Origin of the sequence: Streptomyces kanamyceticus (genome assembly GCF_008704495.1) — a bacterium.
In the GTDB taxonomy this organism is placed as follows: Bacteria; Actinomycetota; Actinomycetes; order Streptomycetales; family Streptomycetaceae; genus Streptomyces; species Streptomyces kanamyceticus.
On sequence record NZ_CP023699.1, the window covers coordinates 4,923,501 to 4,949,091 of the forward strand.

The 25,591-nt window shown below is 69.9% G+C and carries 23 protein-coding genes; 9 read left to right on the forward strand and 14 right to left on the reverse strand.

From position 1 onward, the window contains the following. Window positions 1-62 precede the first annotated feature (62 nt). The gene (locus tag CP970_RS20785; RefSeq protein ID WP_055551172.1) at window positions 63-1,019 is read right to left on the reverse strand and encodes a pirin family protein; all 957 of its coding nucleotides are present in this window, start codon (window positions 1,017-1,019) and stop codon (window positions 63-65) included. A 238-nt stretch (window positions 1,020-1,257) separates the two neighbouring features. Then, complete coding sequence (locus tag CP970_RS20790; protein ID WP_055551170.1) at window positions 1,258-1,749, reverse strand: SseB family protein; 492 nt, start codon at window positions 1,747-1,749, stop codon at window positions 1,258-1,260. A 119-nt stretch (window positions 1,750-1,868) separates the two neighbouring features. On the opposite strand from CP970_RS20790, the gene CP970_RS20795 reads away from it, so the two are divergent. From CP970_RS20795 to CP970_RS20810, 4 genes are all read left to right on the forward strand, one after another. Then, entirely contained in the window at window positions 1,869-3,695 is a 1,827-nt protein-coding gene (locus tag CP970_RS20795; RefSeq protein ID WP_055551168.1) for an acyl-CoA dehydrogenase, read from the forward strand. Window positions 3,696-3,816: 121 nt separating this feature from the next. After that, window positions 3,817-4,440 (forward strand): Uma2 family endonuclease, encoded by a 624-nt coding sequence (locus tag CP970_RS20800; RefSeq protein ID WP_079043751.1) that lies wholly within the window; start codon window positions 3,817-3,819, stop codon window positions 4,438-4,440. Between the two features lie 42 nt (window positions 4,441-4,482). Then, complete coding sequence (locus CP970_RS20805) at window positions 4,483-5,781, forward strand: M18 family aminopeptidase (RefSeq protein WP_055551164.1); 1,299 nt, start codon at window positions 4,483-4,485, stop codon at window positions 5,779-5,781. A 221-nt stretch (window positions 5,782-6,002) separates the two neighbouring features. Further along, window positions 6,003-6,500: an LURP-one-related/scramblase family protein gene (locus CP970_RS20810; RefSeq protein WP_055551162.1), complete on the forward strand. Its 498-nt coding sequence runs from the start codon at window positions 6,003-6,005 to the stop codon at window positions 6,498-6,500. A 35-nt stretch (window positions 6,501-6,535) separates the two neighbouring features. Here CP970_RS20810 and CP970_RS20815 read toward each other — a convergent pair whose 3' ends face one another. Further along, entirely contained in the window at window positions 6,536-7,339 is an 804-nt protein-coding gene (locus tag CP970_RS20815; protein WP_055551160.1) for a carbon-nitrogen family hydrolase, read from the reverse strand. Window positions 7,340-7,474: 135 nt separating this feature from the next. On the opposite strand from CP970_RS20815, the gene CP970_RS20820 reads away from it, so the two are divergent. After that, window positions 7,475-8,299, forward strand: a complete 825-nt coding sequence (locus tag CP970_RS20820; protein ID WP_055551158.1) for a maleylpyruvate isomerase family mycothiol-dependent enzyme — start codon at window positions 7,475-7,477, stop codon at window positions 8,297-8,299. A 66-nt stretch (window positions 8,300-8,365) separates the two neighbouring features. Here CP970_RS20820 and CP970_RS20825 read toward each other — a convergent pair whose 3' ends face one another. Beyond that, the gene (locus tag CP970_RS20825; RefSeq protein ID WP_055551156.1) at window positions 8,366-9,673 is read right to left on the reverse strand and encodes an MFS transporter; all 1,308 of its coding nucleotides are present in this window, start codon (window positions 9,671-9,673) and stop codon (window positions 8,366-8,368) included. Beyond that, window positions 9,670-10,332: a GntR family transcriptional regulator gene (locus CP970_RS20830; RefSeq protein ID WP_055551198.1), complete on the reverse strand. Its 663-nt coding sequence runs from the start codon at window positions 10,330-10,332 to the stop codon at window positions 9,670-9,672. The genes CP970_RS20825 and CP970_RS20830 overlap by 4 nt, the downstream gene beginning before the upstream one ends. A 192-nt stretch (window positions 10,333-10,524) precedes the next feature. Between CP970_RS20830 and CP970_RS20835 the strand changes: the two genes are divergently transcribed. Next, window positions 10,525-11,370 carry a D-alanyl-D-alanine carboxypeptidase family protein gene (locus CP970_RS20835; RefSeq protein ID WP_055551154.1) on the forward strand — a complete coding sequence of 282 codons (846 nt, stop codon included), beginning with the start codon at window positions 10,525-10,527 and terminating at the stop codon, window positions 11,368-11,370. Window positions 11,371-11,437: 67 nt separating this feature from the next. On the opposite strand, the gene CP970_RS20840 is transcribed toward CP970_RS20835, so the two are convergent. The 3 genes from CP970_RS20840 to pdhA are packed head-to-tail and all read right to left on the reverse strand — an operon-like array spanning window position 11,438 to window position 15,019. After that, window positions 11,438-12,847 carry a dihydrolipoamide acetyltransferase family protein gene (locus CP970_RS20840; protein ID WP_191094937.1) on the reverse strand — a complete coding sequence of 470 codons (1,410 nt, stop codon included), beginning with the start codon at window positions 12,845-12,847 and terminating at the stop codon, window positions 11,438-11,440. A gap of 10 nt (window positions 12,848-12,857) precedes the next feature. After that, entirely contained in the window at window positions 12,858-13,838 is a 981-nt protein-coding gene (locus tag CP970_RS20845; protein WP_150493681.1) for an alpha-ketoacid dehydrogenase subunit beta, read from the reverse strand. Window positions 13,839-13,840: 2 nt separating this feature from the next. Then, complete coding sequence (gene pdhA, locus CP970_RS20850) at window positions 13,841-15,019, reverse strand: pyruvate dehydrogenase (acetyl-transferring) E1 component subunit alpha (RefSeq protein WP_150493683.1); 1,179 nt, start codon at window positions 15,017-15,019, stop codon at window positions 13,841-13,843. Between the two features lie 381 nt (window positions 15,020-15,400). Here pdhA and CP970_RS20855 point away from each other — a divergent pair, with 381 nt between their 5' ends. Next, entirely contained in the window at window positions 15,401-16,063 is a 663-nt protein-coding gene (locus tag CP970_RS20855) for a response regulator (protein ID WP_150493685.1), read from the forward strand. 154 nt (window positions 16,064-16,217) lie between these two features. Continuing rightward, on the forward strand, window positions 16,218-16,640 hold the full coding sequence (locus tag CP970_RS20860; protein ID WP_055557210.1) for a pyridoxamine 5'-phosphate oxidase family protein: 423 nt from the start codon (window positions 16,218-16,220) through the stop codon (window positions 16,638-16,640). Between the two features lie 75 nt (window positions 16,641-16,715). Here the strand turns inward: CP970_RS20860 and CP970_RS20865 are convergent, their stop codons facing one another. Beyond that, window positions 16,716-18,269 carry a protein kinase domain-containing protein gene (locus CP970_RS20865; protein ID WP_150493687.1) on the reverse strand — a complete coding sequence of 518 codons (1,554 nt, stop codon included), beginning with the start codon at window positions 18,267-18,269 and terminating at the stop codon, window positions 16,716-16,718. Between the two features lie 306 nt (window positions 18,270-18,575). On the opposite strand from CP970_RS20865, the gene CP970_RS20870 reads away from it, so the two are divergent. Further along, window positions 18,576-20,213, forward strand: a complete 1,638-nt coding sequence (locus CP970_RS20870) for a protein kinase domain-containing protein (RefSeq protein ID WP_055552670.1) — start codon at window positions 18,576-18,578, stop codon at window positions 20,211-20,213. Between the two features lie 86 nt (window positions 20,214-20,299). Here CP970_RS20870 and CP970_RS20875 read toward each other — a convergent pair whose 3' ends face one another. The 5 genes from CP970_RS20875 to CP970_RS20895 all read right to left on the reverse strand — a co-directional run bounded on the left by CP970_RS20875 (window position 20,300) and on the right by CP970_RS20895 (window position 25,581). Next, a complete protein-coding gene (locus CP970_RS20875) occupies window positions 20,300-20,845 on the reverse strand; it encodes a bacterial proteasome activator family protein (RefSeq protein WP_055552672.1) in 546 nt (181 codons plus the stop codon). A gap of 66 nt (window positions 20,846-20,911) precedes the next feature. Beyond that, a complete protein-coding gene (locus tag CP970_RS20880; RefSeq protein ID WP_150493689.1) occupies window positions 20,912-21,100 on the reverse strand; it encodes a hypothetical protein in 189 nt (62 codons plus the stop codon). Window positions 21,101-21,997: 897 nt separating this feature from the next. Further along, window positions 21,998-22,975 carry an NAD(P)H-quinone oxidoreductase gene (locus CP970_RS20885; RefSeq protein ID WP_150493691.1) on the reverse strand — a complete coding sequence of 326 codons (978 nt, stop codon included), beginning with the start codon at window positions 22,973-22,975 and terminating at the stop codon, window positions 21,998-22,000. Between the two features lie 144 nt (window positions 22,976-23,119). Continuing rightward, a complete protein-coding gene (locus tag CP970_RS20890) occupies window positions 23,120-24,226 on the reverse strand; it encodes a potassium channel family protein (protein ID WP_191094938.1) in 1,107 nt (368 codons plus the stop codon). Next, window positions 24,214-25,581, reverse strand: coding sequence for a molybdopterin molybdotransferase MoeA (locus CP970_RS20895; RefSeq protein WP_224058570.1), 1,368 nt, complete (start codon window positions 25,579-25,581; stop codon window positions 24,214-24,216). Before CP970_RS20895 ends, CP970_RS20890 begins: the two co-directional genes overlap by 13 nt. Between the last annotated feature and the right edge of the window lie 10 nt (window positions 25,582-25,591).

The following is a 25,591-nucleotide window of genomic DNA, read 5'->3' on the forward strand; positions in this document are numbered from 1 at the left end:
CCCGAGCACGGCGGCGCGGAGCCCGCACCTTATGTACGGCTACCTGCCGTGGACATGTACGGCTACATGCCGTGAACGGCCGGGACCGTGCCGAGCAGACCCTTCTGGAAGTCCTCGAAGGCCTGCTCCAGTTCGGCCCTGGTGTTCATCACGAACGGGCCGTAGTGCGCCATCGGCTCCCGGATCGGCTGCCCGCCGAGGAGCACCACCTCCAGGTCGGGGGCGTGCGCGTCCTGCCGCTCGTCCGCGCGGACGGTCAGCGAGGAGCCCGCGCCGAAGACCGCGGTCTGCCCCATGTGCACCGGACGGCGCTCGGCACCGACGGTGCCTCGTCCTGCCAGGACGTACGCGAGTCCGTTGAAGTCCTCGCGCCAGGGCAGCGTCACCTCGGCGCCGGGCCGCACGGTCGCGTGGATCATCGTGATCGGCGTGTGCGTGATGCCGGGACCCTGGTGTCCGTCGAGCTCACCGGCGATGACGCGGAGCAGCGCGCCGCCGTCGGGGGTGGTGAGCAGCTGGACCTGGCCGCCGCGGATGTCCTGGTAGCGGGGGTCCATCATCTTGTCCCTCGCGGGCAGGTTCACCCACAGCTGGAGGCCGTGGAAGAGCCCGCCGGACTGGACGAGGGACTCCGGCGGCGCCTCGATGTGCAACAGGCCTGAACCCGCCGTCATCCACTGGGTGTCGCCGTTCTGGATGGTGCCGCCGCCACCGTTGGAGTCCTGGTGGATGAAGGTGCCGTCGATCAGGTACGTGACCGTCTCGAAGCCCCGGTGCGGGTGCCAGGGCGTGCCCTTGGGCTCTCCGGCCTCGTACTCCACCTCGCCCATCTGGTCCATCATGATGAACGGGTCGAGGTGCTTGTAATTGATTCCCGCGAAGGCCCGGCGCACCGGGAACCCCTCGCCCTCGAAGCCGCTCGGCGCGGTGGTCACGGCGAGCACGGGGCGCGCCGTGGCATCGGCCGGGGCCACCACCCGGGGCAGGGTCAGCGGGTTCTCGACAGTCACTGCAGGCATGGTCGGTACCTCCTCGTGGACTCACTTTAGTTGAACGTAGAACTTTCTGCCACTTGGAACGAAGGAAGCCCGGAGGGAATTCCCTCCGGGCTTCAGACATGACTGAAAACGATCTACGAGCCACGAGGCGGCCCCGTAAGGGGCGCGGGGAACTGCGCGACAAGCCACGACGGGCCCGCGGCAGCGAACGAGAGCAGGGAGCAAGGCCGAAGGCCGAGCAGCAGGAACCCGTCAGGCCCTAGCCGTACATACGCCGCATGGCGAAGTCCACCATCTGCTCCACGGCCTTCGCGTCGAAGACCATCCGGTGCTCGCCCTCCATGTCGAGGACGAACCCGTACCCCGTCGGCAGGAGGTCGATGACCTCCGCGCCGGTGATCACGAAGTACTTGGAGTCCTTGCCCGCGTACCGCCGCAGCTCCTTGAGCGAGGTGAACATCGGGATCACGGGCTGCTGGGTGTTGTGCAGCGCGAGGAAGCCGGGGTTGTCGCCGCGCGGGCAGTAGACCTTCGAGGTGGCGAAGGCCTGCTGGAAGTCCTCGGCGGCCATCGAGCCCGTGGTGAACGCGCGCACCGCGTCCGCGAGGGACGGCGGCGAGGGCTCGGGGTAGAGGGGAGGCTGCTGGCCGTAGCCACCGCCGGGCATGCCCTGCATCTGCTGCGGCGGCGGCTGCGCGCCCGGCGGAGCGTACTGCTGCTGGGCGCCGGGGTTCTGGTCGTAGCCGTACATGCCCGCAAGAGTACTGAGTCACAGATGACCTATTAGGGGTTGCATCTTATTACCGGCGGGTAGCATCATCGTAGCTACTTGCTGGTATTCATCCCTTTCCTGCTTACGGAGCCTTCGCCATGGGCCACTACAAGTCGAATCTCCGCGACATCGAGTTCAACCTCTTCGAGGTGCTCGGGCGCGACAAGCTGTACGGCACCGGCCCGTTCGCGGAGATGGACGTCGACACCGCCAAGACCGTCCTCGACGAGCTGCGCCGCCTCGCCGAGAACGAGCTGGCGGAGTCCTTCGAGGACGCCGACCGCAACCCGCCGGTCTTCGACCCGGAGACCAACACCGCACCGGTCCCCGCCACGTTCAAGAAGAGCTACCAGGCCTTCATGGACTCCGAGTACTGGCGCCTCGGCCTGCCCGAGGAGATCGGCGGCACCACCTCGCCGCGCTCCCTGATCTGGGCGTACGCGGAGCTGCTGCTCGGCGCGAACCCGGCGATCTGGATGTACTCCTCCGGTCCCGCGTTCGCGGGCATCCTCTTCGAAGAGGGCAACGAGGCGCAGAAGAAGGTCGCCTCGATCGCCGTCGAGAAGCAGTGGGGCTCCACGATGGTCCTGACCGAGCCGGACGCAGGGTCGGACGTGGGCGCGGGCCGCACCAAGGCCGTGCAGCAGGAGGACGGCTCCTGGCACATCGAGGGCGTGAAGCGCTTCATCACGTCCGGTGAGCACGACATGTCGGAGAACATCCTCCACTACGTCCTCGCCCGCCCCGAGGGCCACGGCCCCGGCACGAAGGGCCTCTCGCTCTTCCTCGTACCGAAGTACGAGTTCGACTGGGAGACCGGCGAGCTCGGCGAGCGCAACGGCGTCTACGCGACCAACGTCGAGCACAAGATGGGCCTCAAGGCGTCCAACACGTGCGAGATGACGTTCGGCGACCAGCACCCCGCCAAGGGCTGGCTGATCGGTGACAAGCACGACGGCATCCGCCAGATGTTCATGATCATCGAGTTCGCCCGCATGATGGTCGGCACGAAGGCCATCGCGACGCTCTCGACGGGTTACCTGAACGCCCTGGAGTACGCCAAGGAGCGCGTGCAGGGCCCGGACCTGGCCCAGTTCATGGACAAGACCGCGCCCAAGGTGACGATCACTCACCACCCGGACGTGCGCCGCTCGCTGATGACGCAGAAGGCGTACGCCGAGGGCATGCGCGCCCTGGTCCTGCACACCGCGGCCGTCCAGGACGACATCCAGATCAAGGAGGCGGCGGGCGAGGACGCGTCGGCGCTGATCGCCCTGAACGACCTCCTGCTGCCCATCGTCAAGGGCTACGGCTCGGAGAAGTCCTACGAGCAGCTGGCGCAGTCGCTCCAGACGTTCGGCGGCTCGGGGTACCTCCAGGAGTACCCGATCGAGCAGTACATCCGGGACGCCAAGATCGACACCCTCTACGAGGGCACCACGGCGATCCAGGGCCAGGACTACTTCTTCCGGAAGATCGTCCGCAACCAGGGCGCCGCGCTGAACGGCCTCGCCGAGGAGATCAAGAAGTTCCTCGCGGTCGGCACGGGCGGCGAGGCCCTTGCCGGCGCCCGTGAGGAGCTGGCCAAGGCCGCGGTCGAGCTGGAGGCCATCGTCGGCGTCATGCTGACCGACCTCGCGGCCACGGAGCAGGACGTGAAGTCCATCTACAAGGTGGGCCTGAACACCACGCGCCTCCTGATGGCCTCGGGCGACGTCGTCGTCGGCTACCTGCTCCTGCGCGGCGCCGCGGTCGCCACGGAGAAGCTGGAGACGGCCTCCAGCAAGGACGTGCCCTTCTACGAGGGCAAGATCGCGGCAGCCAAGTTCTTCGCCACGAACGTCCTGCCGGGCGTCGCCGGCGAGCGCAAGCTCGCCGAGGGCGTGGAGCTGGACCTGATGGAGCTGGACGAGGCGGCGTTCTAGTCCGACCCGATTCGACCAGATTTCTCTCGCACGTCAGCGCGATGCCGCTACCTGATCCTTTCGGGTGGCGGCATTGTCGTACGCCCTGGGTACGCTGACGGAACGGCCGAGAATCCCGCCCATGGGAGGAACCATGACCGCCGAGCCCCGAACCGACGCGCAGCACGCGCTCCAGCCCGATGGTTCGGCGTGGCCGATGCCGCCACAGGACGGCTACACCACGGACGACTTCTTCACCCTCGACCTCCCGCCGCACACCGAGTTGATCGACGGGAGCCTGGTCTTCGTGAGTCCGCAGCGCAAGTTCCACACACTGGCGATGTTCCTCTTGGAGCAAGGTCTGCGCGCCACCATTCCGGAGCACCTGCGCGTGCGCCGCGAGATGGCCGTCGTCCTCGGCCGCAAGCAGGCGCCCGAGCCGGACCTCGTGGTCGTGGCCGCGGAGGCCGACGCCGACCAGACCCAGACCCGCTACCAGGCCGAGGACGTCCTCCTCGCCGTAGAAGTCGTCTCCCCCGACTCCGAGGACCGCGACCAGGACACCAAGCCCCGCAAGTACGCCACGGCGGGCATCCGGCACTACTGGCTGGTCAGGATGGACGAGAACGACCGGCCCGCCGTCCATACCTACGAGCTCGACCCGCACACCGGCGCCTACGCCTGCTCCGGCGTCCACCACGACCGGCTCAAGCTCGCCGTGCCGTTCACGATCGACATCGACCTCACCGAGATCGACCGCCTCTGATCGCCCAGCCACCCGAACACCGTTCCCATTAGGCTGGCAGCCATGCGCACACCCTCCGGGCCCTTCGACCGCGGCCACACCGAAGACCTCATGTCCTTCCTCGCCGCGAGCCCCTCGCCGTACCACGCCGTGGCGAGCGCCGCCGAGCGGCTGGAGAAGGCCGGTTTCCGGCAGGTCGAGGAGACCGACGCCTGGGACGGCACCAGTGGCGGGAAGTACGTGCTGCGGGGCGGCGCCGTCGTCGCCTGGTTCGTCCCCGAGGGTGCCGCGGCGAACACTCCCTTCCGGATCGTCGGCGCGCACACCGACTCCCCGAACCTGCGCGTGAAGCCGCAGCCCGACACCGGCGCGCACGGCTGGCGCCAGGTCGCGGTCGAGATCTACGGCGGACCGCTGCTCAACTCCTGGCTCGACCGGGACCTCGGCCTGGCCGGGCGGCTCTCGCTGCGCGACGGCACCTCGCGGCTCGTGAACATCGACCGGCCGCTGCTCCGGGTGCCCCAACTGGCCATCCACATGGACCGTTCCGTGCACACCGACGGTCTCAAGCTCGACAAGCAGAAGCACATGCAGCCCATCTGGGGACTCGGCGACGACGTCCACGAGGGCGATCTGATCCGCTTCCTGGAGGAGGAGACCGGACTCGGAGAGGGCGACGTCACCGGCTGGGACCTCATGACGTACTCCGTCGAGCCGCCCGCCTTCCTCGGCCGCGACCGCGAACTGGTCGCGGGCCCCCGCATGGACAACCTCCTGTCCGTGCACGCCGCCACGGCCGCCCTCGCCGCCGTCGCCGCCCAGGAGGACCTCCCGTACATCCCCGTGCTCGCCGCCTTCGACCACGAGGAGAACGGCTCGCAGTCCGACACCGGCGCCGACGGCCCGCTGCTCGGCACCGTCCTGGAGCGGTCCGTGTTCGCGCGCGGCGGTACGTACGAGGACCGGGCGCGGGCCTTCGCCGGGACCGTCTGCCTCTCCTCCGACACCGGCCACGCCGTGCACCCCAACTACGCGGAGCGGCACGACCCGACGCACCACCCGCGCGCCAACGGCGGCCCGATCCTCAAGGTCAACGTGAACAACCGTTACGCCACGGACGGCGCGGGCCGCGCGGTGTTCGCCGCCGCGTGCGAGAAGGCGGGCGTGCCCTTCCAGTCGTTCGTCTCGAACAACGCGATGCCGTGCGGCACCACCATCGGCCCGATCACCGCGGCGCGCCACGGCATCAAGACGGTCGACATCGGTGTCGCGATCCTCTCCATGCACAGCGTGCGCGAGCTGTGCGGCGCCGACGACCCGCACATGCTGGCCAACGCGCTCGTGGCGTTCCTGGAGGGCTGAGTACCGCTTCCGTTGTGTGGCTGCCGACGTCCCGGGTACCCGGGACGTCGGCAGCCACTACACCAGGGAGGCGGCGCAGGCGGGCCGTGCCGCCGGTCGCCCGGACCACCGTCGTCGAACCGGAGCAGGATCGGCGCGGCTACTGACCCGCCGAGTCATCGAGTCACCGACGTGTCCGATGTGCGGCGGTACGGGGTAGTCATCGGGGTAGTCATGACGTCATGAAACTTCTCGTGCGCGACCGCATGCTCGGCATCGGCGACGACTACTGGATCGAGGACGACCAGGGCCGCAAGGTCTTCTTCGTCGACGGCAAGGCGATGCGCCTGCGCGACACCTTCGAGCTGAAGGACATGCAGGGCCGCGTCCTGATCGACATCCACGCCAAGCTGCTCGCCCTGCGCGACACGATGGTGATCGAGCGCGAGGGCGAACCGCTGGCCAGGGTGAAGCGCAAACGGCTCTCTCTGCTGCGCAACCACTACCGCGTGGAGCTGGCGGACGGCACGACGACGCTCGACGTCAGCGGCAAGATCCTCGACCGCGAGTTCGCCATCGAGTACGACGGTGAACTGCTCGCCGACATCTCGCGCCGCTGGTTCCGCGTCCGCGAGACGTACGGCCTGCACGTGGTGCGCGAGGACGCCGATCCCGCGCTGCTCCTCGCCGTCACGGTCTGCGTGATCCGGCTCGCCGAGAAGGAGCGCGGGGAGGACTGAGCACGTCGCCCGCCGGGCCGCCCGCCCCCGCCCCGTCAGCGGCGGGGCGCGGCCAGGCCGAGCAGACGGTCCTTGAGCGCGGGGAACTGCTCCCTGGTCTCGGCCACCTTCGCCGGATCGAGATCGACGGTGAGCACCTCCTCGCCGTCCCCCGCCTCGGCGAGCACCTCGCCCCAGGGGTCGACGACGACGCTGTGCCCGGCCTGCGGGACCCCCGCGTGCGTCCCGCCCGTGCCGCAGGCCAGGACGTACACCTGGTCCTCGACCGCCCGCGCCCTGGCGAACAGGCGCCAGTGCTCGCGCCGCCGCGCGGGCCATCCCGCGGGCACCACGAACATCTCGGCGCCCGCGTCGACGAGCCCCCTGAAGAGCTCCGGGAAACGCAGGTCGTAGCAGGTGGCCAGGCCGAGCGTGGTGTCCGTCGTGCGCACCGTGGCCAGTTCGGACCCGGCGGCCATCATGACGGCCTCGCCCTGGTCGAAGCCGAAGCGGTGGATCTTCCGGTAGGCGGCGGCGAGTTGGCCGTCGGGGGAGAAGACGAGGGAGGTGTTGTAGAGCGGTCCGTCCGGGTCCCGCTCGGGGATGGATCCGGCGTGCAGCCACACGCCCGCGTCGCTCGCGGCCTTCGCCATCGCCTCGTACGTCGGGCCTTCGAGCGGCTCGGCCTCACTCGCGAACGCTTCGTACGCGAAGGCTCCCGTGGTCCACAGCTCGGGCAGGACAACCAGGCCGGAACCTTCCCGTTCCGCGACCTCGCGGACCAGCGAAGAGACGCGTGTCCTACGGGAATTGACCGATTCGCCCTCGTCTACGGCGATCTGGATCAGAGAGGCGCGCACACTACCACCGTCCTGGCATTCGAGCCGTCAACACGGCCTACGATCGTCACACGAAAGCACTGCCGGGGTGCCTCTGGGCAGCGTAACTTAGCGTCTCAGACACCCACCGCCCGCGTACGACCGCCGAGGGGTCCCGTGAGTCTCCATCCCAGCCTGCAAACCTACGCCGATGCCTGGACCCAGTCAGTGGAAGCGATATCCGAGCTGGTGAACCCGCTCGCCGAGGGAGAGTGGAGTTGGGCCACTCCCTGCCCCGGCTGGTCGGTGCGGGACATCATCTCCCATGTCATCGGCCTCGACTGCGAGATGCTGGGCGACCCCCGTCCGATCCACACCCTGCCCCGCGACCTGTACCACGTACAGACCGAGGGTCAGCGGTACATGGAGATGCAGGTCGACGTCCGCCGCCACCACACGGCGCCCGAGATGACCTCCGAGCTGGAGTACACGATCATCCGCCGCTCGCGGCAGCTGCGGAACGAGTCGCGCGACCCCTCCCACAAGATCCGCGGCCCGCTCGGCACCGAGCAGACCCTCGAACTGGCCACCCGCATGCGGGCCTTCGACGTCTGGGTGCACGAGCAGGACCTGCGCACGACGCTGAAGAAGCCCGGCAACCTCGACTCCCCCGGCGCCCTCGTCGCCCGGGACCTGCTGCTGCAGGGGCTGCCGAAGGTCGTCGCCAAGAAGGCGGGCGCGCCCCCGAATTCGGCGGTCGTCTTCGACGTCAGCGGCCCCGTCGAGTTCCTGCGCACGGTCCGTGTGGACGCCGAGGGCAAGGCCACCGTCGACAGCGCCCCCTCACTCGGCCCGCTCGCCACCCTCGGCCTCGACTGGGAGACCTACTTCAAGCTCGCCTGCGGCCGCGTGACGTACGCGTCGGTGGCGGACCGCGTGAAGATAGAGGGCGACCACGAGCTGGCGGACGCGATCCTGCGCAACTTCGCGGTGACGCCGTAAGAAGAGGGATAGCCCGTCCGGCGTTTGAGGACCGGGGGTCCGGGGGCAGAGCCCCCGAAACCCGGCTCAGACAGGCACGTGCACAGCCTCCACGCGGCTGGCGACAACCCGCTCCCGCTCCCTGCGCACCGCGAGCGACTTGAGGCGCAAGATCTGCCAGAGCCCGACCGCCTCCAGCACGAACACCGCGGAGAACGCCACGCGATAGTTCTGGTCCGTCGCGTCGAGCAGGATGCCGATGGCGAGCAGCGTCGTCATGGAGGCGACGAAGCCGCCCATGTTGGTGATGCCGGACGCCGTGCCCTGGCGCTCCGGCGGGTTCGCGGGCCGCGCGAAGTCGAAGCCGATCATGGAGGCGGGACCACACGCGCCGAGCACGGTGCACAGGACGACGAGGAGCCACATCGGCGCGTGCTCGCCGGGGTAGCCGAGCGTGGCCGCCCAGGCCGTCGCCGTCGCGCCGACGGTGCCGAGCGCCAGCGGCAGGCGCGCGGCGTGGTGCCGGGCGACGATCTGGCCGTACAGGAGTCCGACGGCCATGTTGGAGAGCACGACCAGGGTGAGCAGTTCCCCGGCCGTCGCCCGGGAGAGCCCCTGCGCCTCGACGAGGAAGGGCAGGCCCCACAGGAGCAGGAAGACCATCGCGGGGAACTGCGTGGTGAAGTGCACCCACAGGCCGAGCCGGGTGCCGGGCTCCCGCCAGGACAGGGCGATCTGCTGCCGTACGAAACCCGATCCGGTGTGCCGCACGGGCTCCGGCTCGTGCCCCTCGGGGTGGTCCTTGAGGAAGAGCGTCATCAGGACCAGGACGACGACGCCGCACAGCGAGCTGCCCGCGAACGCGGCGGTCCAGCCGACCGAGTGCAGCAGCCGGGCGAGGACGAGGGTGGAGACGAGGTTGCCCGCCATGCCCACCAGGCCCGCGAGCTGCGCGACGAGCGGGCCGCGCCGGGCCGGGAACCAGCGGGTGCCGAGCCTGAGGACGCTGATGAACGTCAGCGCGTCGCCGCAGCCGAGCAGGGCGCGGGAGGCGAGCGCCATTCCGTACGTCGGGGAGAGCGCGAAGCCGAGCTGCCCGATCGTGAAGAGGACTACGCCCATGGTCAGCACCTTCTTGGTGCCGAGCCGGTCGACCATCAGGCCGACGGGTATCTGCATGCCCGCGTACACGAGCAGCTGGAGGATCGAGAAGGTCGACAGGGCCGACGCGTTGACGTGGAAGCGGTCGGCGGCGTCCAGGCCCGCGACCCCGAGGGACGTACGGAAGATGACGGCGACGAAGTAGACGGCGACGCCGATGCCCCAGACGAGCACGGCCTTCTTCCCGCCCGGGGGATCACCGGGCAGGGAGACGGGCGCGGTGGCGGAGCTCATCGGACCTCGCCCCTCGCGAGGTTCTGGAACCAGCCGACGTGCCGGGTGACCACGGCCACCGCGGCCTCGGTGTCGCCCGCGGTGAGCGCGGCGAGGATCTCCTCGTGCTCGGTGAGCGTCTTGGCGATCCGGTCGGGGTGCGAGTGCATCACGGCGACGCCCATCCGCAGCTGCCGGTCGCGCAGCTGGTCGTAGAGGCGCGAGAGGATCTCGTTGCCGCCGCTGCGCACGATCTCGGCGTGGAAGCACCGGTCGGTGACGGCGGCCGCCGCGAGGTCCCCCGCCGCGGCCTGCACCCGCTGCTTGGCGAGGAGCTCGCCGAGCCGGTCGAGCAGCCCGGCGGGGGCGGGCACCGCCTTGCGCACGGAGTGCGTCTCGACGAGCAGCCGCGTCTCGACGACGTCGGCGATCTCCTGCGCGGAGACCGGCAGGACCAGGGCGCCCTTCTTGGGGTAGAGCCGCAGCAGCCCCTCCACCTCCAGCTTGAGCAGCGCCTCGCGCACCGGGGTGCGGGACACCCCCACCGCCTCGGCGAGCTCGCCCTCGGTGAGCAGCGTGCCGCCCTCGTAACGACGGTCGAGGACGGCTTGCTTGACGTGTGCGTAGACGCGCTCGGCGGCGGGCGGCCGCTTGGCGGCGGTGAGGGTACTTGCTGGCATGCGCACAGCATAGATACAACACGTATACGCCGACAGACTCGTCCACATGGCGGGCATCTCGGCACATCCATTTACCCCCCTCACTCGTCTTATGTGTGAGCGGCACCTTCATGTGGCCGCCAACCAGGGGCATTTGGAGTAGGTAACTTGAAAACCGGCATTAAGGATGTACGGCGCGTATCGGTCGTAGCGATGACTGCGAGCGCGATACTGGCCGGCGGCGCCCTCGCGACCCCGGCCCACGCGGCCGCACCGCCGAAGCCGTCGATCGTCGCCAAGGGCGGCTTCGTGATGAACAACGGCACCGGCAAGACCCTGTTCACCAAGGCCGCCGACACCCGCCGTTCCACCGGCTCCACGACGAAGATAATGACGGCGCGCGTGGTGCTCGGCCAGCGGAACCTGAACCTGAACTCCAAGGTCACGGTCCAGAAGGCCTACAGCGACTACATCGTCAGGAACAGCGCGTCGTCGGCGCGGCTGATCGTCGGTGACAAGGTCACCGTCCGCCAGCTCCTCTACGGTCTGATGCTGCCGTCCGGCTGCGACGCCGCGTACGCGCTGGCGGACAAGTTCGGCAAGGGTTCCACCCGCGCCAAGCGCGTGAAGAACTTCATCGGCCAGATGAACACGACGGCCAAGAACCTGAACCTGAAGAACACCCACTTCGATTCGTTCGACGGCATCGGGAACGGCAGCAACTACTCGACGCCGCGCGACCTGACGAAGCTCGCGAGCAGCTCGATGAAGTACTCCACGTTCCGTTCGGTCGTGAAGACGAAGTCGACGAAGCAGAAGGTCACGACGAAGAGCGGCGGCTACCGCTACATGTCGTGGTCGAACACGAACGGCCTGCTCGGCTCCTACCGCGGCGCCATCGGCGTGAAGACGGGCTCCGGCCCGGAGGCGAAGTACTGCCTGGTCTTCGCGGCGACGCGCAGCGGCAAGACCGTCATCGGCACGGTCCTCACGTCGTCCTCCGTGGCCAACCGCACCAAGGACGCGAAGAAGCTGATGGACTACGGCTTCAAGGTCTGACTCACCCCGCGTACGACGAAGGGGCCCGCCGCGCGATCCGCGGCGGGCCCCTTCGTCGTACGGGCGGCTACGCCCAGGTGAGGAGCCGCTTGGGGCGCTCAAGGACCGCCGCCACGTCGGCGAGCACCTTGGAGCCGAGCTCCCCGTCCACCAGGCGGTGGTCGAAGGAGAGCGCGAGCGTGGTCACCTGACGGGGCTTGACCTTGCCCTTGTGGACCCACGGCTGGAGCTTGATCGCGCCGACCGCGAGGATCGCGGACTCGCCGGGGTTCAGGATCGGCGTGCCCGTGTCGATGCCGAAGACGCCGACGTTCGTGATCGTGACCGTGCCGCCCTGCATGTCACCGGGCGAGGTCTTGCCCGCGCGGGCCGTGGAGACCAACTCGCCGAGCGAACCGGCCAGTTCGGGCAGGGTCTTGGCGTGCGCGTCCTTGATGTTCGGCACGATCAGACCGCGCGGAGTGGCCGCGGCGATGCCCAGATTCACATAGTGCTTCTGGACGATCTCCTGATTCGCGTCGTCCCAGGCCGCGTTGACGTCCGGGTTCCGCCGGATCGCGACGAGCAGGGCCTTGGAGATGAGCAGCAGCGGATTGACCCGCAGCCCCTCGAACGCCCGGTCCTGCTTGAGCTCCTCGACCAGCTTCATCGTCCGCGTCACGTCGACCGTCACGAACTCCGTGACGTGCGGCGCGGTGAACGCCGAGGTGACCATCGCCTGAGCGGTCGCCTTGCGCACGCCCTTGACGGGGATGCGGGTCTCGCGGGCATCCCCGCTCACCACCGGGGCGGGAGCGGGCGCCTCGATCACCTGCGGCTCGGGTGCGGCGACCGGCGCCGGGGCCACCGCCGCGTGCACGTCCTCGCGGGTGATGATCCCGTCGGGCCCGGACGGCGTGACGGTCGCCAGATCGACCCCGAGGTCCTTGGCGAGCTTGCGCACGGGCGGCTTGGCGAGCGGGCGTTCGCCACCGTGCCCGTTCAGCATCTCCCGTTGTGCGCCGCCCTGTTGTGGGCCATTGTCCCGCTCGGCGGGACGGGGGGGCACAACCCCCGTCTCCGGCGTCGCGACGGCAGCATCAGCAGAGCCGACCTTCCGCGCCCGCCGCTTCGTGGAGGACTCGGCCACTCCATAGCCCACGAGCACCGGCTGCCGCCCGGCAGGAGCATCCTCCTCCGCAGGGGCACTCTGCTCAGCCTGCGCCGCAGGCGCACCCCCACCCACGTCGACCGTGATGATCACCTGGCCGACGTCAACCGTCGTCCCCTCCGGGAACCGGAGCTCAGCCACCACCCCGTTGAACGGAATGGGCAGTTCGACGGCCGCCTTGGCCGTCTCGACCTCGCACACCACCTGCCCGTCGGTGACGGTGTCGCCCACCGCCACGTACCACTTGAGGATCTCCGCCTCGGTGAGCCCCTCACCGACGTCCGGCATCTTGAACTCGGCCGCAGCTGTGTCAGTCATCGTCGTCACGACCCTCTCCTCAGTACGCAAGCGAGCGGTCGACGGCGTCGAGCACCCGGTCAAGGCCCGGCAGGTACTCCTCCTCCAGGCGCGCGGGCGGGTACGGCGCGTGATAGCCGCCGACCCGGAGCACCGGGGCCTCCAGGTGGTAGAAGCACCGCTCGGTGATGCGCGCCGCGATCTCCGCGCCGGTGCCCAGGAAGACCGGGGCCTCGTGCACGACGACCAGGCGGCGGGTCTTCTCCACCGAGGACTGCACCGCGTCGAAGTCGATCGGGGACATCGAGCGCAGGTCGACGACTTCGAGGGACTTGCCCTCCTCCTCGGCGGCCGCGGCCGCCTCCAGGCAGACCTTCACCATCGGGCCGTACGCGGCGAGGGTGAGGTCCGAACCGGGGCGCGCCACGACGGCCTTGTGCAGCGGCCCGGGGATCGCTTCCTTGTCGACCTCGGACTTGTCCCAGTAGCGCCGCTTCGGCTCGAAGAAGATCACCGGGTCGTCGCTCTGGATGGCCTGCTGCATCATCCAGTACGCGTCGGCCGAGTTGGAGGGCGAGACCACCTTCAGGCCCGCCACATGCGCGAACAGCGTCTCGGGCGACTCGCTGTGGTGCTCGACCGCGCCGATGCCGCCGCCGTACGGAATGCGGATGACGACCGGCATCTTGATCTTGCCGAGCGCGCGGGCGTGCATCTTCGCGAGCTGCGTGACGATCTGGTCGTACGCGGGGAAGACGAAGCCGTCGAACTGGATCTCCACCACGGGCCGGTAGCCGCGCAGCGCGAGGCCGATCGCCGTGCCCACGATGCCCGACTCGGCGAGCGGGGTGTCGATGACCCGCTCCTCGCCGAAGTCCTTCTGCAGCCCGTCCGTCACGCGGAAGACGCCGCCGAGCTTGCCGACGTCCTCACCCATGATCAGGACCTTGGGGTCGGTCTCCAGCGCCGTACGCAGCGATTCGTTGATCGCTTTGGCGAGGGGCAACTTCTGTACGGCCATGGCTACTTGCCCTCTCCGTCCGCGAACGACGCCTGGTAGGCGGCGAACTGGGCGCGCTCCTCGTCGACGAGCGCGTGCCCGTCCGCGTACACGTTCTCGAAGATCGCCATCAGATCCGGATCCGGCATCGCCCGCACCACCTCTCGCACTCGCTTGCCCAACGCTTCGCTCTCGTCCTCGAGTTCCGCGAAGAAGGCCTCGTCCGCGTGGCCCTCGGACTCCAGGTAGGCGCGCAGGCGCAGGATCGGGTCCTTGGCCTCCCAGGCCTCCCGCTCCTCGTCCCTGCGGTACTTGGTCGGGTCGTCGGACGTGGTGTGCGCGCCCATGCGGTACGTGAACGCCTCGATCAGCGCGGGGCCCTCGCCCGTACGCGCCCGCTCCAGGGCCCACCGGGTCACGGCGAGCACGGCGAGCACGTCGTTGCCGTCGACCCGTACGCCGGGGAAGCCGTAGCCCTGCGCGCGCTGGAACAGCGGCACCCGGGTCTGGCGCTCGGTCGGCTCGGAGATGGCCCACTGGTTGTTCTGGCAGAAGAACACGACGGGCGCGTTGTAGACCGCGGAGAAGGTGAACGATTCGGCGACGTCACCCTGGCTGGAGGCACCGTCTCCGAAGTACGCGATCACGGCCGAGTCCGCGCCGTCCTTGGCCACGCCCATCGCGTAGCCGGTGGCGTGCAGCGTCTGTGAGCCGATGACGATCGTGTACAGGTGGAAGTTGTTGCTGTTCGGGTCCCAGCCGCCGTTGTTCACGCCGCGGAACATGCCGAGCAGGTTCGTCGGGTCGACGCCGCGGCACCAGGCGACGCCGTGCTCGCGGTACGTGGGGAACACGTAGTCGTCGTCGCGGGTGGCGCGCCCCGAGCCGATCTGGGCGGCCTCCTGGCCCAGCAGCGAGGCCCACAGGCCCAGCTCGCCCTGGCGCTGCAGAGCGGTGGCCTCGGCGTCGAAGCGGCGGGTGAGGACCATGTCGCGGTAGAGACCGCGCAGTTCCTCGGGGGTGATCGAGGCGACGTACCCGTCGTACTCGGCGTTCTCGACCCGCTTGCCCTCAGGGGTCAGCAGCTGCACGAGCTCGGGCTCGGCGCCCTTCTGCGGCGCGGCCTTCTTGGTGCTTGCGCGCTTGCCGCCGCCCGTACTGCTGCGGCGCGGTTTGCGCGCGGCGGTGCTCTCCACGGTCACGTGTGCTCCTCCGTCGGTCCGGCCCCCGGGATTACCGGGCTGGCCAGTGCGGCTCGCCTGGTCCGTGCCCGCGCACGGGGTGGGTGCGACTCGGCCGGGAACAGGCGTGACAGGTGCCCCGGCGAGCGCCCTGCTCAATGCACGTTACCCAGTGCTTCCCAATTCTGTGAAACCCCATCTGACCTGCGAATTTGCTTGGATTTCCAAGTACCTGATTGCTTGGATTTCCGAGTAAATCGAGAAAGGCGGGAACACTTCCTGGTCACAGCACTGATCACAGCCTGGCAGGGGGCCGGAACACCGGCACGTTATCCCGGCCACCCCGCGCACGGGAAGGGTTCCGCCCGGGCGTAGAAAGAGATCGTGTGTGAGACTGGCTCCGTGCGCGAAGACGGAAAAATTACGGTATTTCTCCTCGACGACCATGAAGTGGTCCGGCGTGGAGTCCATGAGCTGCTCTCCGTGGAGTCCGACATCGAGGTGGTCGGCGAGGCGGGGACCGCGGCAGACGCCCTGGTCAGGATCCCCGCGACGCGGCCCGACGTGGCGGTGCTCGACGTGCGCCTGCCGGACGGCAGCGGTGTCGAGGTCTGCCGCGAGATCCGCTCGCAGAACGAGGACATCAAGTGCCTGATGCTCACCTCGTTCGCCGACGACGAGGCGCTCTTCGACGCGATCATGGCCGGTGCCTCCGGCTATGTCCTCAAGGCCATCAGGGGCAATGAACTCCTCACGGCCGTACGGGACGTGGCCGCCGGCAAGTCCCTGCTCGACCCCGTGGCCACCGCCCGGGTCCTGGAGCGGCTGCGGGACGGCAACAACCCCAAGGGCGACGACCGCCTGGCCAACCTCACCGACCAGGAGCGGAAGATCCTCGACCTGATCGGCGAGGGCCTGACCAACCGCGTGATCGGCGAGCGCCTCCACCTGGCCGAGAAGACGATCAAGAATTACGTCTCCAGCCTCCTTTCCAAGCTGGGCATGGAGCGCCGTTCGCAGGCGGCCGCCTATGTGGCGCGCATGCAGGCGGAGAAGCAGCACTGAGGGAGGCGTTCTCCGCCCGTGGGACAGCGGAACGGGGCCGGGAGGACAAGCGGGGACGGGCCGGGAGGGCAGCCCCGGCCGGGACTTACGTCCCCGCCTTCTCAGGGCGGGATCCCCTTTTCCGACATCCTGTCCATGAACCAAAGTGGTGGTCATGCCCACCGACGAACAGCTCGCCTTCGAACTGCTCCGCCGCAGCGACTACGGCCGGGTGGCGACCAGCATGCGCGCGCTGCCCTTCCTCGCCGCGGCGCGCCACATCGTCGTCGACGGCAAGATCCTTCTCCGCATGCACAAGGGCTACGGCTACCACCACGCATGTGTCGGCAGTGTCGTCGCGTACGGCGCGGACAACCTCAATGTGGCGACCGCCCGCGAGGGCCAGTGGACGGTCCAGCTGGTGGGCGTCTGCGAGGCCGTCGAGCCGACCAACGCCGAGCTCGAACTCTTCGGTCCCACCCCGCACTTCGCGGACGGCGAGCTCTTCGACCCGGTGTACCTGCGGATAGAGCCGCAGTTCGCCACGGTCCACACGCTGCGGGCGGGCCACGACCGCTCGCTCCAGTACATCCTCTGACTCGCGCGAAAGGGCCGACCCGGTCGGGTCGGCCCTTTCGTCGTGTCCGCACGCGTCGTTGTCCGTACGAGGGGTTCAGGCCCCGTCGCCGCCCCCGGCGCCCGGGTCCTCACCGTCGTCCGTCGGATCCGTCGTCTCCGGCGGGTCCTCGGTGGGATCCGTGGTCGGGTCCGTGGTCGGGTCCGCGGTCGTCGGCTCGCCGGTCGGCGTCGTCGGGTCCGTGGTGGGCTGGGTGGTGCCCTGGGTGGGCTGGGTGGGCCTGGTCGGCTGGTTGGTCGGCGGGTTGTAGTCCGTCTGCCCGCCGGGGTCCGCGCCGGGGTCGGTCTCCTCGTCCGTGGTCTCGTCCGCGCTCTCGCTCGGCTCCTTCTCCTGCGACTGCTTGGTCTCAGGAGTCTTCGGCGGGTCCTTCTGGTTCTTCTTGTCCGCCGCGGTCAGCGCGAACGTCACGCCCACCGCGATGGCGATGATCGCGAGCACCACGAAGATCCACATCTTGCCGCGGCCGCCCTTGCCACCGCGGTGACCGCCTTCGAAGCCGCCGTCGTCGCCGCCCCGCGAGGGCAGCATCGGGCTGGGGATCTGCGCGGTCCCGGAGTCCGGGTGCCCCATCGCCGCCGTGCCCGCGACGCCCATCGCGGGGGTGTTGCCGCCCTCGTGCATCTCGACGGGCCCGGTGTTCCAGGTCCCGGTGTGGCTGCCCTGCTCGTGCAGCATCTGCAGCCCGTACTGGACGAGTCCGCGCATCTCCTCGGCCGTCTGGAACCGGTCGTCCGGGTCCTTGGCGAGGGAGCGCATGACGAGCCCGTCCAGCTCCGGCGGCGCCGCGTCCGAGACCTCGGAGGGCGGTACGGCCGTGTCCTGGACGTGCTGGTAGACCACGGAGAGCGGCGTCTCGCCGGTGAACGGCGGCCGCAGCGCGAGCAGTTCGTAGAGGAGACAGCCCGTCGCGTACAGGTCGGAGCGGTGGTCGACGGCCTTGCCGAGCGCCTGCTCGGGCGACAGGTACTGGGGCGTGCCCATGACCATGCCGGTCTGCGTCATCGTCGACTGCGCGCCGTGCAGGGCGCGCGCGATGCCGAAGTCCATCACCTTCACCGCACCTGCGTGGGTGATGATCACGTTCGCGGGCTTGATGTCACGGTGCACGATGCCGTGCTGGTGGGAGTAGGCGAGCGCTTCGAGCACCCCGGAGACGATGATCAGCGCCTGCTCGGGGCCCGGGGCCTCCGCGTTGATCAGCAGGTCGCGGATCGTGCGGCCCTCGACGATCTCCATGACGATGTAGGGGACGACGTTCGGCCCGACGACGTCTTCACCGGAGTCGTACACGGCGACCACAGCGTGGTGGTTGAGGCCCGCGACGGACTGTGCCTCACGCGTGAAACGCGCCTTGGAGACCGGGTCCTCGGCAAGGTCGGAGCGGAGGAGCTTGACCGCGACCGTACGGCCGAGCCGTACGTCTTCGGCCGCGAACACCTCGGCCATGCCGCCCCGGCCGAGTCTGTGCGTCAGCCGATATCGGCCGTCTCCGACAAGCCCGCCATTCCCCCACAACTCAGGCGCGTCTGACATTCCGCCGCCAGTCGCCTCGGGGTCGGACGGGCCCTGAGCGCGCTGCGTCTGTGCCATCAGTCCTCGCCGTCGTTTCTGGTCGTGGTACTTGAAACTGAGTACGTCGCGATAACGGGGTACTCCGTCGGCCACGCTACAGCCTTCACACCACCTCCCGATTCGAGGTGGACCGGACATCAAAGCCTTTGCCGGTGCCCATGCGCAAACTTGTAACGCTTCCGAGACGCTTCTTGCGCGTACGGTCACGGAACGGGCACCGAGCTTGACGCGTCATCGTCCTGGGGCAGACTTGGCCTGGAATAGCGGTTATCGATCACCAGCCGCGGAGCCGTCCGGCAACCGCGCCGATGGGGGACGCACAAGATGAGCAGCCAGGACGGCGCACAGGGGCGGTATGCGGGGCGTTCGCTGGCCGGCGGCCGCTACCAACTGCGCGATCTGCTGGGCGAGGGCGGCATGGCCTCCGTGCACCTCGCCTACGACTCCGTGCTCGACCGCCAGGTCGCCATCAAGACCCTGCACAGCGAACTCGGCCGCGAACAGTCCTTCCGCGAGCGCTTCCGCCGCGAGGCCCAGTCGGTGGCGAAGCTCACGCACACCAACATCGTGTCGGTCTTCGACACCGGCGAGGACGAGCTGGACGGCGCGACGATGCCGTACATCGTCATGGAGTACGTCGAGGGCAAGCCGCTCGGCTCGGTGCTCGACGCCTCCGTCGCGCAGTACGGCGCGATGCCGTCCGACCAGGCACTGAAGATCACCGCCGATGTGCTCGCGGCCCTGGAGATCAGCCACGAGATGGGCCTGGTCCACCGCGACATCAAGCCCGGCAACGTGATGATGACCAAGCGCAACGTCGTGAAGGTGATGGACTTCGGCATCGCCCGCGCGATGCAGTCCGGCGTCACGTCGATGACGCAGACCGGCATGGTCGTCGGCACCCCGCAGTACCTCTCGCCGGAGCAGGCCCTCGGCCGTGGCGTCGACGCCCGCTCGGACCTCTACTCCGTCGGCATCATGCTCTTCCAACTGGTCACCGGGCGGCTGCCCTTCGAGGCGGACTCGCCGCTCGCCATCGCGTACGCGCACGTCCAGGAGGAGCCGGTCGCTCCCTCCTCGATCAACCGTTCCCTGCCGCCCGCGATCGACGCGATCGTCGCCCGCGCGCTCAAGAAGAACCCGAACGAGCGCTTCCCGACCGCCGATTCCATGCGCGACGAGTGCCTGCGCGTGGCCCAGTCCTTCCAGGCGGCGGCCCCCAGCATCGTCCCCGGCGCCCAGACGGCGAGCGGCGCGGGCGTCGGTTCCGCGGTCTTCCCGCCGGTCGACACCTCGCTCCCGCAGGGCGGCCCCGTCCAGACGCCGTACCAGCCCGGTTCGTACGGCCCGCCGACCCCGGCCCCGGCGTCCGCCCCCACCCCGGGGTACGGCTACCCGCAGCAGGGCGGCTACCAGACCCCGCCGCCGGTCAACGCGTACGCCCAGCCGCAGGGCGCGCACACCCCGCCGCCGTACAACCTCGCGACGCAGCAGTCCGCGCCCGCGCCCACCGGCCAGGGCGGCTCCGGGAAGCGGCGGAACATGCCGGTGGTCGTCGGCGCGATCGTCGTCGCGCTGCTCGCCGTCGGCGGCGTGATCACCGCGATCTCGCTCAACAAGGACGACGGCGGCAACGAGGCCACGGACGACAAGTCGAAGCAGCCGGTCGCCGGGCACAAGGGCCCCGACCGCACGAAGACGATGGAATCGACCAAGTGCACGGAGCCGGAGACGGCCTACAACGACGAGAACAAGATCAAGGCGCCTGACTTCACGTTCAAGGACTGGAAGTCGGTGCTGACCTGCCTCCAGGCGGCGGGCTGGAGCTACGACAAGCGCAAGGTCGACGAGAACGCGTACGGCGAGGACACGGTCATGCGCCAGACCCCGAAGGAGGGCTCGGAGATCGACCCGAAGCATGTCGAGATCCAGTTCGACATCTCCTCGGGGGATCCGGCGTAGGCGGTCCGAGGACTCACAGGTGAGGGGCTCGGCACGCGGATTGCGTGCCGAGCCCCTCACCTCTTCTGTCGTCGTCCGCTCGGGACCTAGAGGTAGGGGCCTCCCGAGCGGCCCGCGAGGCCACCGCCCGGCTCCTCGTCCTCGTCGCCGCCCACACCGGGCGGCAGCGCACGCCGCATCTGCTCCAGCTGCGCCCGCGCGGCCATCTGCTGCGCGAACAGCGTCGTCTGGATCCCGTGGAAGAGGCCTTCGAGCCAGCCGACCAACTGGGCCTGCGCGATGCGCAGTTCGGCATCGCTCGGCGTCGTGTCGTCCGTGAAGGGCAGGGAGAGCCGCTCCAGCTCCTCGACGAGCTCGGGGGCGAGACCGTCCTCGAGCTCCTTGACCGAGCTGGCGTGAATCTCCTTGAGGCGGACCCGGCTCGCCTCGTCGAGAGGAGCCGCCCGCACCTCCTCCAGCAGCTGCTTGATCATGCTGCCGATCCGCATGACCTTGGCCGGCTGTTCGACCATCTCCGTCACCGGGACCTCGCGGGAGTCGTCGTCTCCGCCACCACCGAGTGCCATTCCGTCCTGGCCCACGACCAGGACCTGGGGGCTCTCCGGCGACCGTTCGTTCCTCGGCATCTCCATGCCGCCATTCTCTCGTACCCGTACATCACACATCGGTAGTGCCCCCATCCAGAGCTGATCCACCCTTCACCCACGACGCAACCGCAGCCCGAGGAACCCGATGCCCAGCCCGATGAGGACGAGCCCGCCCCCGAGCGGCAACACGCGCAGACCGGGCAGGACGGGGTCGGCGCGGGTGGGCCGGGCGGCATCGAACGCGGCATCGCGCCGGGCGACGGACTCCCGCTCGGGCTTCGGGGACGGCGATGTCGGCACGGGGAGAGCCTGATCAGGCAGGCCCTGATCGGCCTGATCGGGGAGGCCCTGATCGGGAAGCACCGACTCCGGCCGCCCAGGCCGCTCCCGCCCCTCACCCGCGCGACTCCCGGCACGGGAGGTCTCGTCAACGCTGATCACGGACTTGTTCGGGGCGGCTTCACCGGCATACGAGACACCCACGGACCCAACCCCGACGAGCCCCACAACTCCCACAACCCCCACGACCCCCACGACCCCCACGACCCGCCCAACCCAAGCCCCATCCACGACCACACCAACCCCCTCCCACACCGAACCGGCCACACCACCAGTGACAAGAGTCACATGTTGTGACAATTCCGGCATCTTGGATTGGGGGGAGGAGGGAGGGGAACTGGCTCGACGGGGGGGCGGGCAAGGGAAGCGGCATGGGCTGAGGGCGCGGGCTGGGGCGCGGGCTGGGGGCGCGGGGGCTGGGAGCTCGGGCCGGGGGCATGCGGCTGGGGGCGCGGGGAGGGGGCGAGGGCTCGGGGCGAGGGCTCGGGGCGAGGGCTCGGGGCGAGGGCTCGGGGCGAGGGCTGGGGGCGTGGTCGAGGACGCGGGCCGGGGGACGCGGTTCAGGGGCGCGGGGAACTGCGCAAAAACCAACGCCCCGGCCCACCCGACAAGGGCACAAGCACCGGCGCGGGCCGAGGGAACGCCGTTCAGGGGCGCGGGGAACTGCGCGAGAAGAACCGCTCAGACCCACCCGACGAGGGCAGAGGCAGCGGCGCGGACCAGGGGCGCGGGGAACTGCGCAAACGGCCACGCCCAGGCCCACTCGAACAAAGGCACAAGCCCCGCCCCGCCCAGGGGCGCGAGGAACTACGCCCCCTCAGAACCGCCCCGAAGCCCCCCGCAGGGGAACCCCCGCCGCTACCGAACCAGAAGCACCTTCCCGATATGCCCACTCCCCTCCAGCACCCGATGCCCCTCCGCAGCCTCACTCATCCGCACCTGCCGATCCACCACGGCCCGCACCTGCCCCGCCCCGATCAACGGCCACACATGCTCCCGCACCGCCGCGACGATCGCCGCCTTCTCGCCCAGCGGCCTCCCCCGCAGCGACGTAGCCGTGATCGCCGCCCGCTTGGTGAGCAGCGCCGCGATGTTCAGCTCGCCCTTGATCCCGCCCTGCATGCCGATGATCGCGAGACGCCCGTTGACGGCGAGTGCCTGAACGTTCCGCCCCAGGTACTTCGCGCCCATGTTGTCGAGGATGACGTCCGCGCCCGCCCCGTCCGTGGCCCGCGCGATCTCCTCGACGAAGTCCTGCTCGCGGTAGTTGATCAGCACGTCCGCACCGAGCTCACCGCAGAAGTCGAGCTTCTCCTTCGTACCGGCGGTGACCGCCACCTTGGCGCCGACCGCCTTCGCGAGCTGGATCGCCATGGTGCCGATGCCGCTGGAGCCGCCGTGCACGAGCAGCGTCTCGCCGGGCCGGAGGTGGGAAATCATGAAGACGTTGGACCACACCGTCGAGGTGACCTCGGGCAGCGCGGCCGCCGTGACGAGGTCGACGCCGTCGGGCACGGGCAGCAGCTGGCCCACCGGCACGACGACCTGTTCGGCGTAGCCACCGCCCGCGAGCAGCGCGCACACCTCGTCGCCGACCGACCAGCCGGAGACGCCGGTGCCGAGCGCGGTGATCCGGCCCGCGCACTCCAGGCCGGGGTAGGGGGAGGAGCCGGGCGGCGGGTTGTAGGCGCCCTGCCGCTGCAGCAGATCGGCGCGGTTCACGGCGCTGGCCACGACCTCGACGAGGACCTCGCCCTCGCCGGGTACGGGATCGGGGACCTCGGCCCATACGAGCGCTTCGGGGCCGCCGGGTTCAGGGATCGTGATCGCATACATGGCCCCGAGGCTACTCTCGCGCCCCCGTCAGAGGGGGCGCGAGGAACTGCGCCATAAAGGGGCGCGGGGAACTGCGCAAAACCCCGTCGCCGCCCCACTGTCCCCGTTCGAGTAGTCCGGACCGGTCCGCTCCAGTAGTCCGGACTAGTCCGCCCGCAACGGCTTGAGATCCGGCGCCACCACACTCGCGGGCGAAGCCCGCACGATCGTGATCAGACGGTCCGTCAACTGCAGCTTCCCGACCGCCGGATCGTCGTATCCAAGGACCCGATGCCCACGGACGACGCTGACGACCAGGTCGTCGGTCTCCCGCACACCACGCCCCACCTCGGCCTTTATCACCGGCCGTTCGACGAGATCGAGACCGCTGCCCTGCTGGATCAGGTCCTCCATGACCATGCCCGCGCTGGGGCTGAGCACGGAGAGACCGAGCAGCCTGCCCGCCGCGCTGGCGCTGGTGATCACGGCGTCGGCACCGGACTGGCGGAGCAGCGGCGCGTTTTCCTCCTCGCGGACCGCCGCCACGATCTTCGCCCCGCGGTTCAACTGCCGTGCGGTGAGGGCGACCAGGACGGCGGTGTCGTCCCGCTGGGTCGCGATGATGATCTGGCGGGCCCGCTGCACCTCGGCACGGAGCAGCACGTCACTGCGCGTCGCATCGCCGATGACGCCCGCGAATCCCTCCGCCGTGGCCGCGTCGACGACCTTCGCGCTGGGGTCGACGACCACGATCTGGTCCGGCTTCAGGCCGGTCGCGCAGACGGTCTGGATCGCCGAGCGGCCCTTGGTGCCGAAGCCGACGACGACAGTGTGTTCACGCAAGTTGGACCTCCAGCGGGACAGACGCCACTCCTCGCGCGTCCGTTCCGTGAGCACTTCGAGGGTGGTACCGACCAGGATGATCAGGAAGAGCACGCGCAGCGGCGTGATCAGCAGGATGTTGGTGAGCCGCGCGGAATCGCTGTAGGGGACGATGTCGCCGTACCCGGTGGTGGAGAGCGTCACCGTCGCGTAGTACGCCGCGTCGAGGAAGTCGACGTGCTTGTCGGAGTTGTCGTGGTACCCGGCGCGGTCGAGCCAGACGATGCACGTCGTGACGGCGAGTACGAGCAGCGCCATCGCAAGACGCCGGGTGACCTGCCGCAGCGGCTTCACGACCTCGCGCTGGGGCAGCTTGATCCGGTGGGTCGTGTGGTGTTCGTCGGGGTGCCGGGCGATCGCGTCGTGTCCGGGAAGTTTCACGTGAAACACACCCCGCCGTCGGAGGCCATCAGGGCCCAGGGCAGATCGAGAATCTCCAACTCCTGTTCCTGGTGCGCTCCGCCGGGCGGTACGACCACGAGCCCGTCGGCCGCCGCGATGCCGCGCAGCATCGCGGGCCCGTTGAAGTGCAGCGGCACCGCGTGCTCGGAGCGCAGGGTGACGGGGACGAGACGCGTGTCGTGCGGGTGTCCCTGGACATCGTCGCGGACGGGCGCGGTGTACGCAGCCTGATTTCCGCGCCCCGAGAGCGTACGCAACAGGGGTTCGGCCAGGGTCAGCAGGCCCGAGACGGCCGCCAGCGGGTTGCCGGGCAGCCCGACGAGGTGCTGGTCGGGCCGGATGCGGGCCAGGAGCATGGGGTGGCCGGGGCGCACGGCGACACCGTCCACGAGCAGCTCGGCACCGATGCGGGTCAGGATGGGGTGGACGTGGTCGACGGGGCCCGAGGCGGTGCCGCCGGTCGTGACGAGCAGGTCGGCGTCGGACGTCGTGATCGCCTTGTGGAGGGCCTCGGCATCGTCGCCGAGGCGTCGGACCGCGGTGACCTCGGCGCCGAGCGCGCGCAGCCACGGCGGCAGCATCGGGCCGAGCGCGTCCCGGATGAGGCCGTCGCGGGGGAGTCCGTCGGTCAGCAGCTCGTCGCCCAGGACCAGCACTTCGGCGCGCGGACGGCGCAGCGTCGGCAGCGTGTCGTACCCGGCGGCCGCGGCCAGACCGAGCACGGCGGGCGTCACGAGCGTGCCCCGCGGCAGGAGTTGGTCGCCGGAACGGCACTCCTGGCCGCGCGGGCGGATGTCCTGCCCGGGCACGACCTCGTGCCCCGCGTGCAGCCTGCCGCTGTCATCGGTGCGGCCGTGCTCGCTGCGCAGGACGCCGGTGGCGTCCTGCGGGATGCGGGCGCCGGTCGCGATGCGGACCGCCTCGCCGTCGGTGAGCGGCTCGGGCCGCCCGTGCCCGGCGAGGATCCCCTCGGCCCGCACGTCCCAGGGGCCCGGGCCCGCGACGACCCAGCCGTCCATCGCCGAGGTGTCGAAGGACGGCAGATCGGTCAGGGCGCCGAGCGGCGCGGCCAGGGTCAGCCCGAGTGCCTGGTCGAGGGCGACCGGGGTGACCGCGGAGCCGGGGCGCGGCGCCCGGGCGGCGCGGGCGCGGGCGGTGGGCCAGGGGGTGGTGTGGCCATGCCTGTCGGGCGCCTCGCTCCGGGGAGCGGGGGCGGGGGCGGGTGAGGGAGCGGGGGTGGCGGCGGGGGCGCCGGACGGGGCCGCGGGGCGAGACGTCGCGCCAGGGCCCTCCCGGTGGTCGTTCACCAGGGCGAGTGCTTCGTCGAGCTCGGCGTCGGGCATGGGCCGCCCG

Excerpts from the sequence above, each read along its gene's own strand:
- CP970_RS20795 (WP_055551168.1), top strand. The coding sequence starts at position 1,869 with ATGGGCCACTACAAGTCGAATCTCCGCGACATCGAGTTCAACCTCTTC.
- CP970_RS20885 (WP_150493691.1), bottom strand. The coding sequence starts at position 22,975 with ATGTATGCGATCACGATCCCTGAACCCGGCGGCCCCGAAGCGCTCGTA.
- CP970_RS20845 (WP_150493681.1), bottom strand. The coding sequence starts at position 13,838 with ATGGCCGTACAGAAGTTGCCCCTCGCCAAAGCGATCAACGAATCGCTG.
- CP970_RS20830 (WP_055551198.1), bottom strand. The coding sequence starts at position 10,332 with ATGCCAGCAAGTACCCTCACCGCCGCCAAGCGGCCGCCCGCCGCCGAG.
- CP970_RS20805 (WP_055551164.1), top strand. The coding sequence starts at position 4,483 with ATGCGCACACCCTCCGGGCCCTTCGACCGCGGCCACACCGAAGACCTC.
- CP970_RS20790 (WP_055551170.1), bottom strand. The coding sequence starts at position 1,749 with ATGTACGGCTACGACCAGAACCCCGGCGCCCAGCAGCAGTACGCTCCG.
- CP970_RS20810 (WP_055551162.1), top strand. The coding sequence starts at position 6,003 with ATGAAACTTCTCGTGCGCGACCGCATGCTCGGCATCGGCGACGACTAC.
- CP970_RS20860 (WP_055557210.1), top strand. The coding sequence starts at position 16,218 with ATGCCCACCGACGAACAGCTCGCCTTCGAACTGCTCCGCCGCAGCGAC.
- CP970_RS20865 (WP_150493687.1), bottom strand. The coding sequence starts at position 18,269 with ATGGCACAGACGCAGCGCGCTCAGGGCCCGTCCGACCCCGAGGCGACT.
- CP970_RS20875 (WP_055552672.1), bottom strand. The coding sequence starts at position 20,845 with ATGGAGATGCCGAGGAACGAACGGTCGCCGGAGAGCCCCCAGGTCCTG.
- CP970_RS20870 (WP_055552670.1), top strand. The coding sequence starts at position 18,576 with ATGAGCAGCCAGGACGGCGCACAGGGGCGGTATGCGGGGCGTTCGCTG.
- CP970_RS20825 (WP_055551156.1), bottom strand. The coding sequence starts at position 9,673 with ATGAGCTCCGCCACCGCGCCCGTCTCCCTGCCCGGTGATCCCCCGGGC.
- CP970_RS20895 (WP_224058570.1), bottom strand. The coding sequence starts at position 25,581 with ATGCCCGACGCCGAGCTCGACGAAGCACTCGCCCTGGTGAACGACCAC.
- CP970_RS20800 (WP_079043751.1), top strand. The coding sequence starts at position 3,817 with ATGGGAGGAACCATGACCGCCGAGCCCCGAACCGACGCGCAGCACGCG.
- CP970_RS20785 (WP_055551172.1), bottom strand. The coding sequence starts at position 1,019 with ATGCCTGCAGTGACTGTCGAGAACCCGCTGACCCTGCCCCGGGTGGTG.
- CP970_RS20835 (WP_055551154.1), top strand. The coding sequence starts at position 10,525 with ATGACTGCGAGCGCGATACTGGCCGGCGGCGCCCTCGCGACCCCGGCC.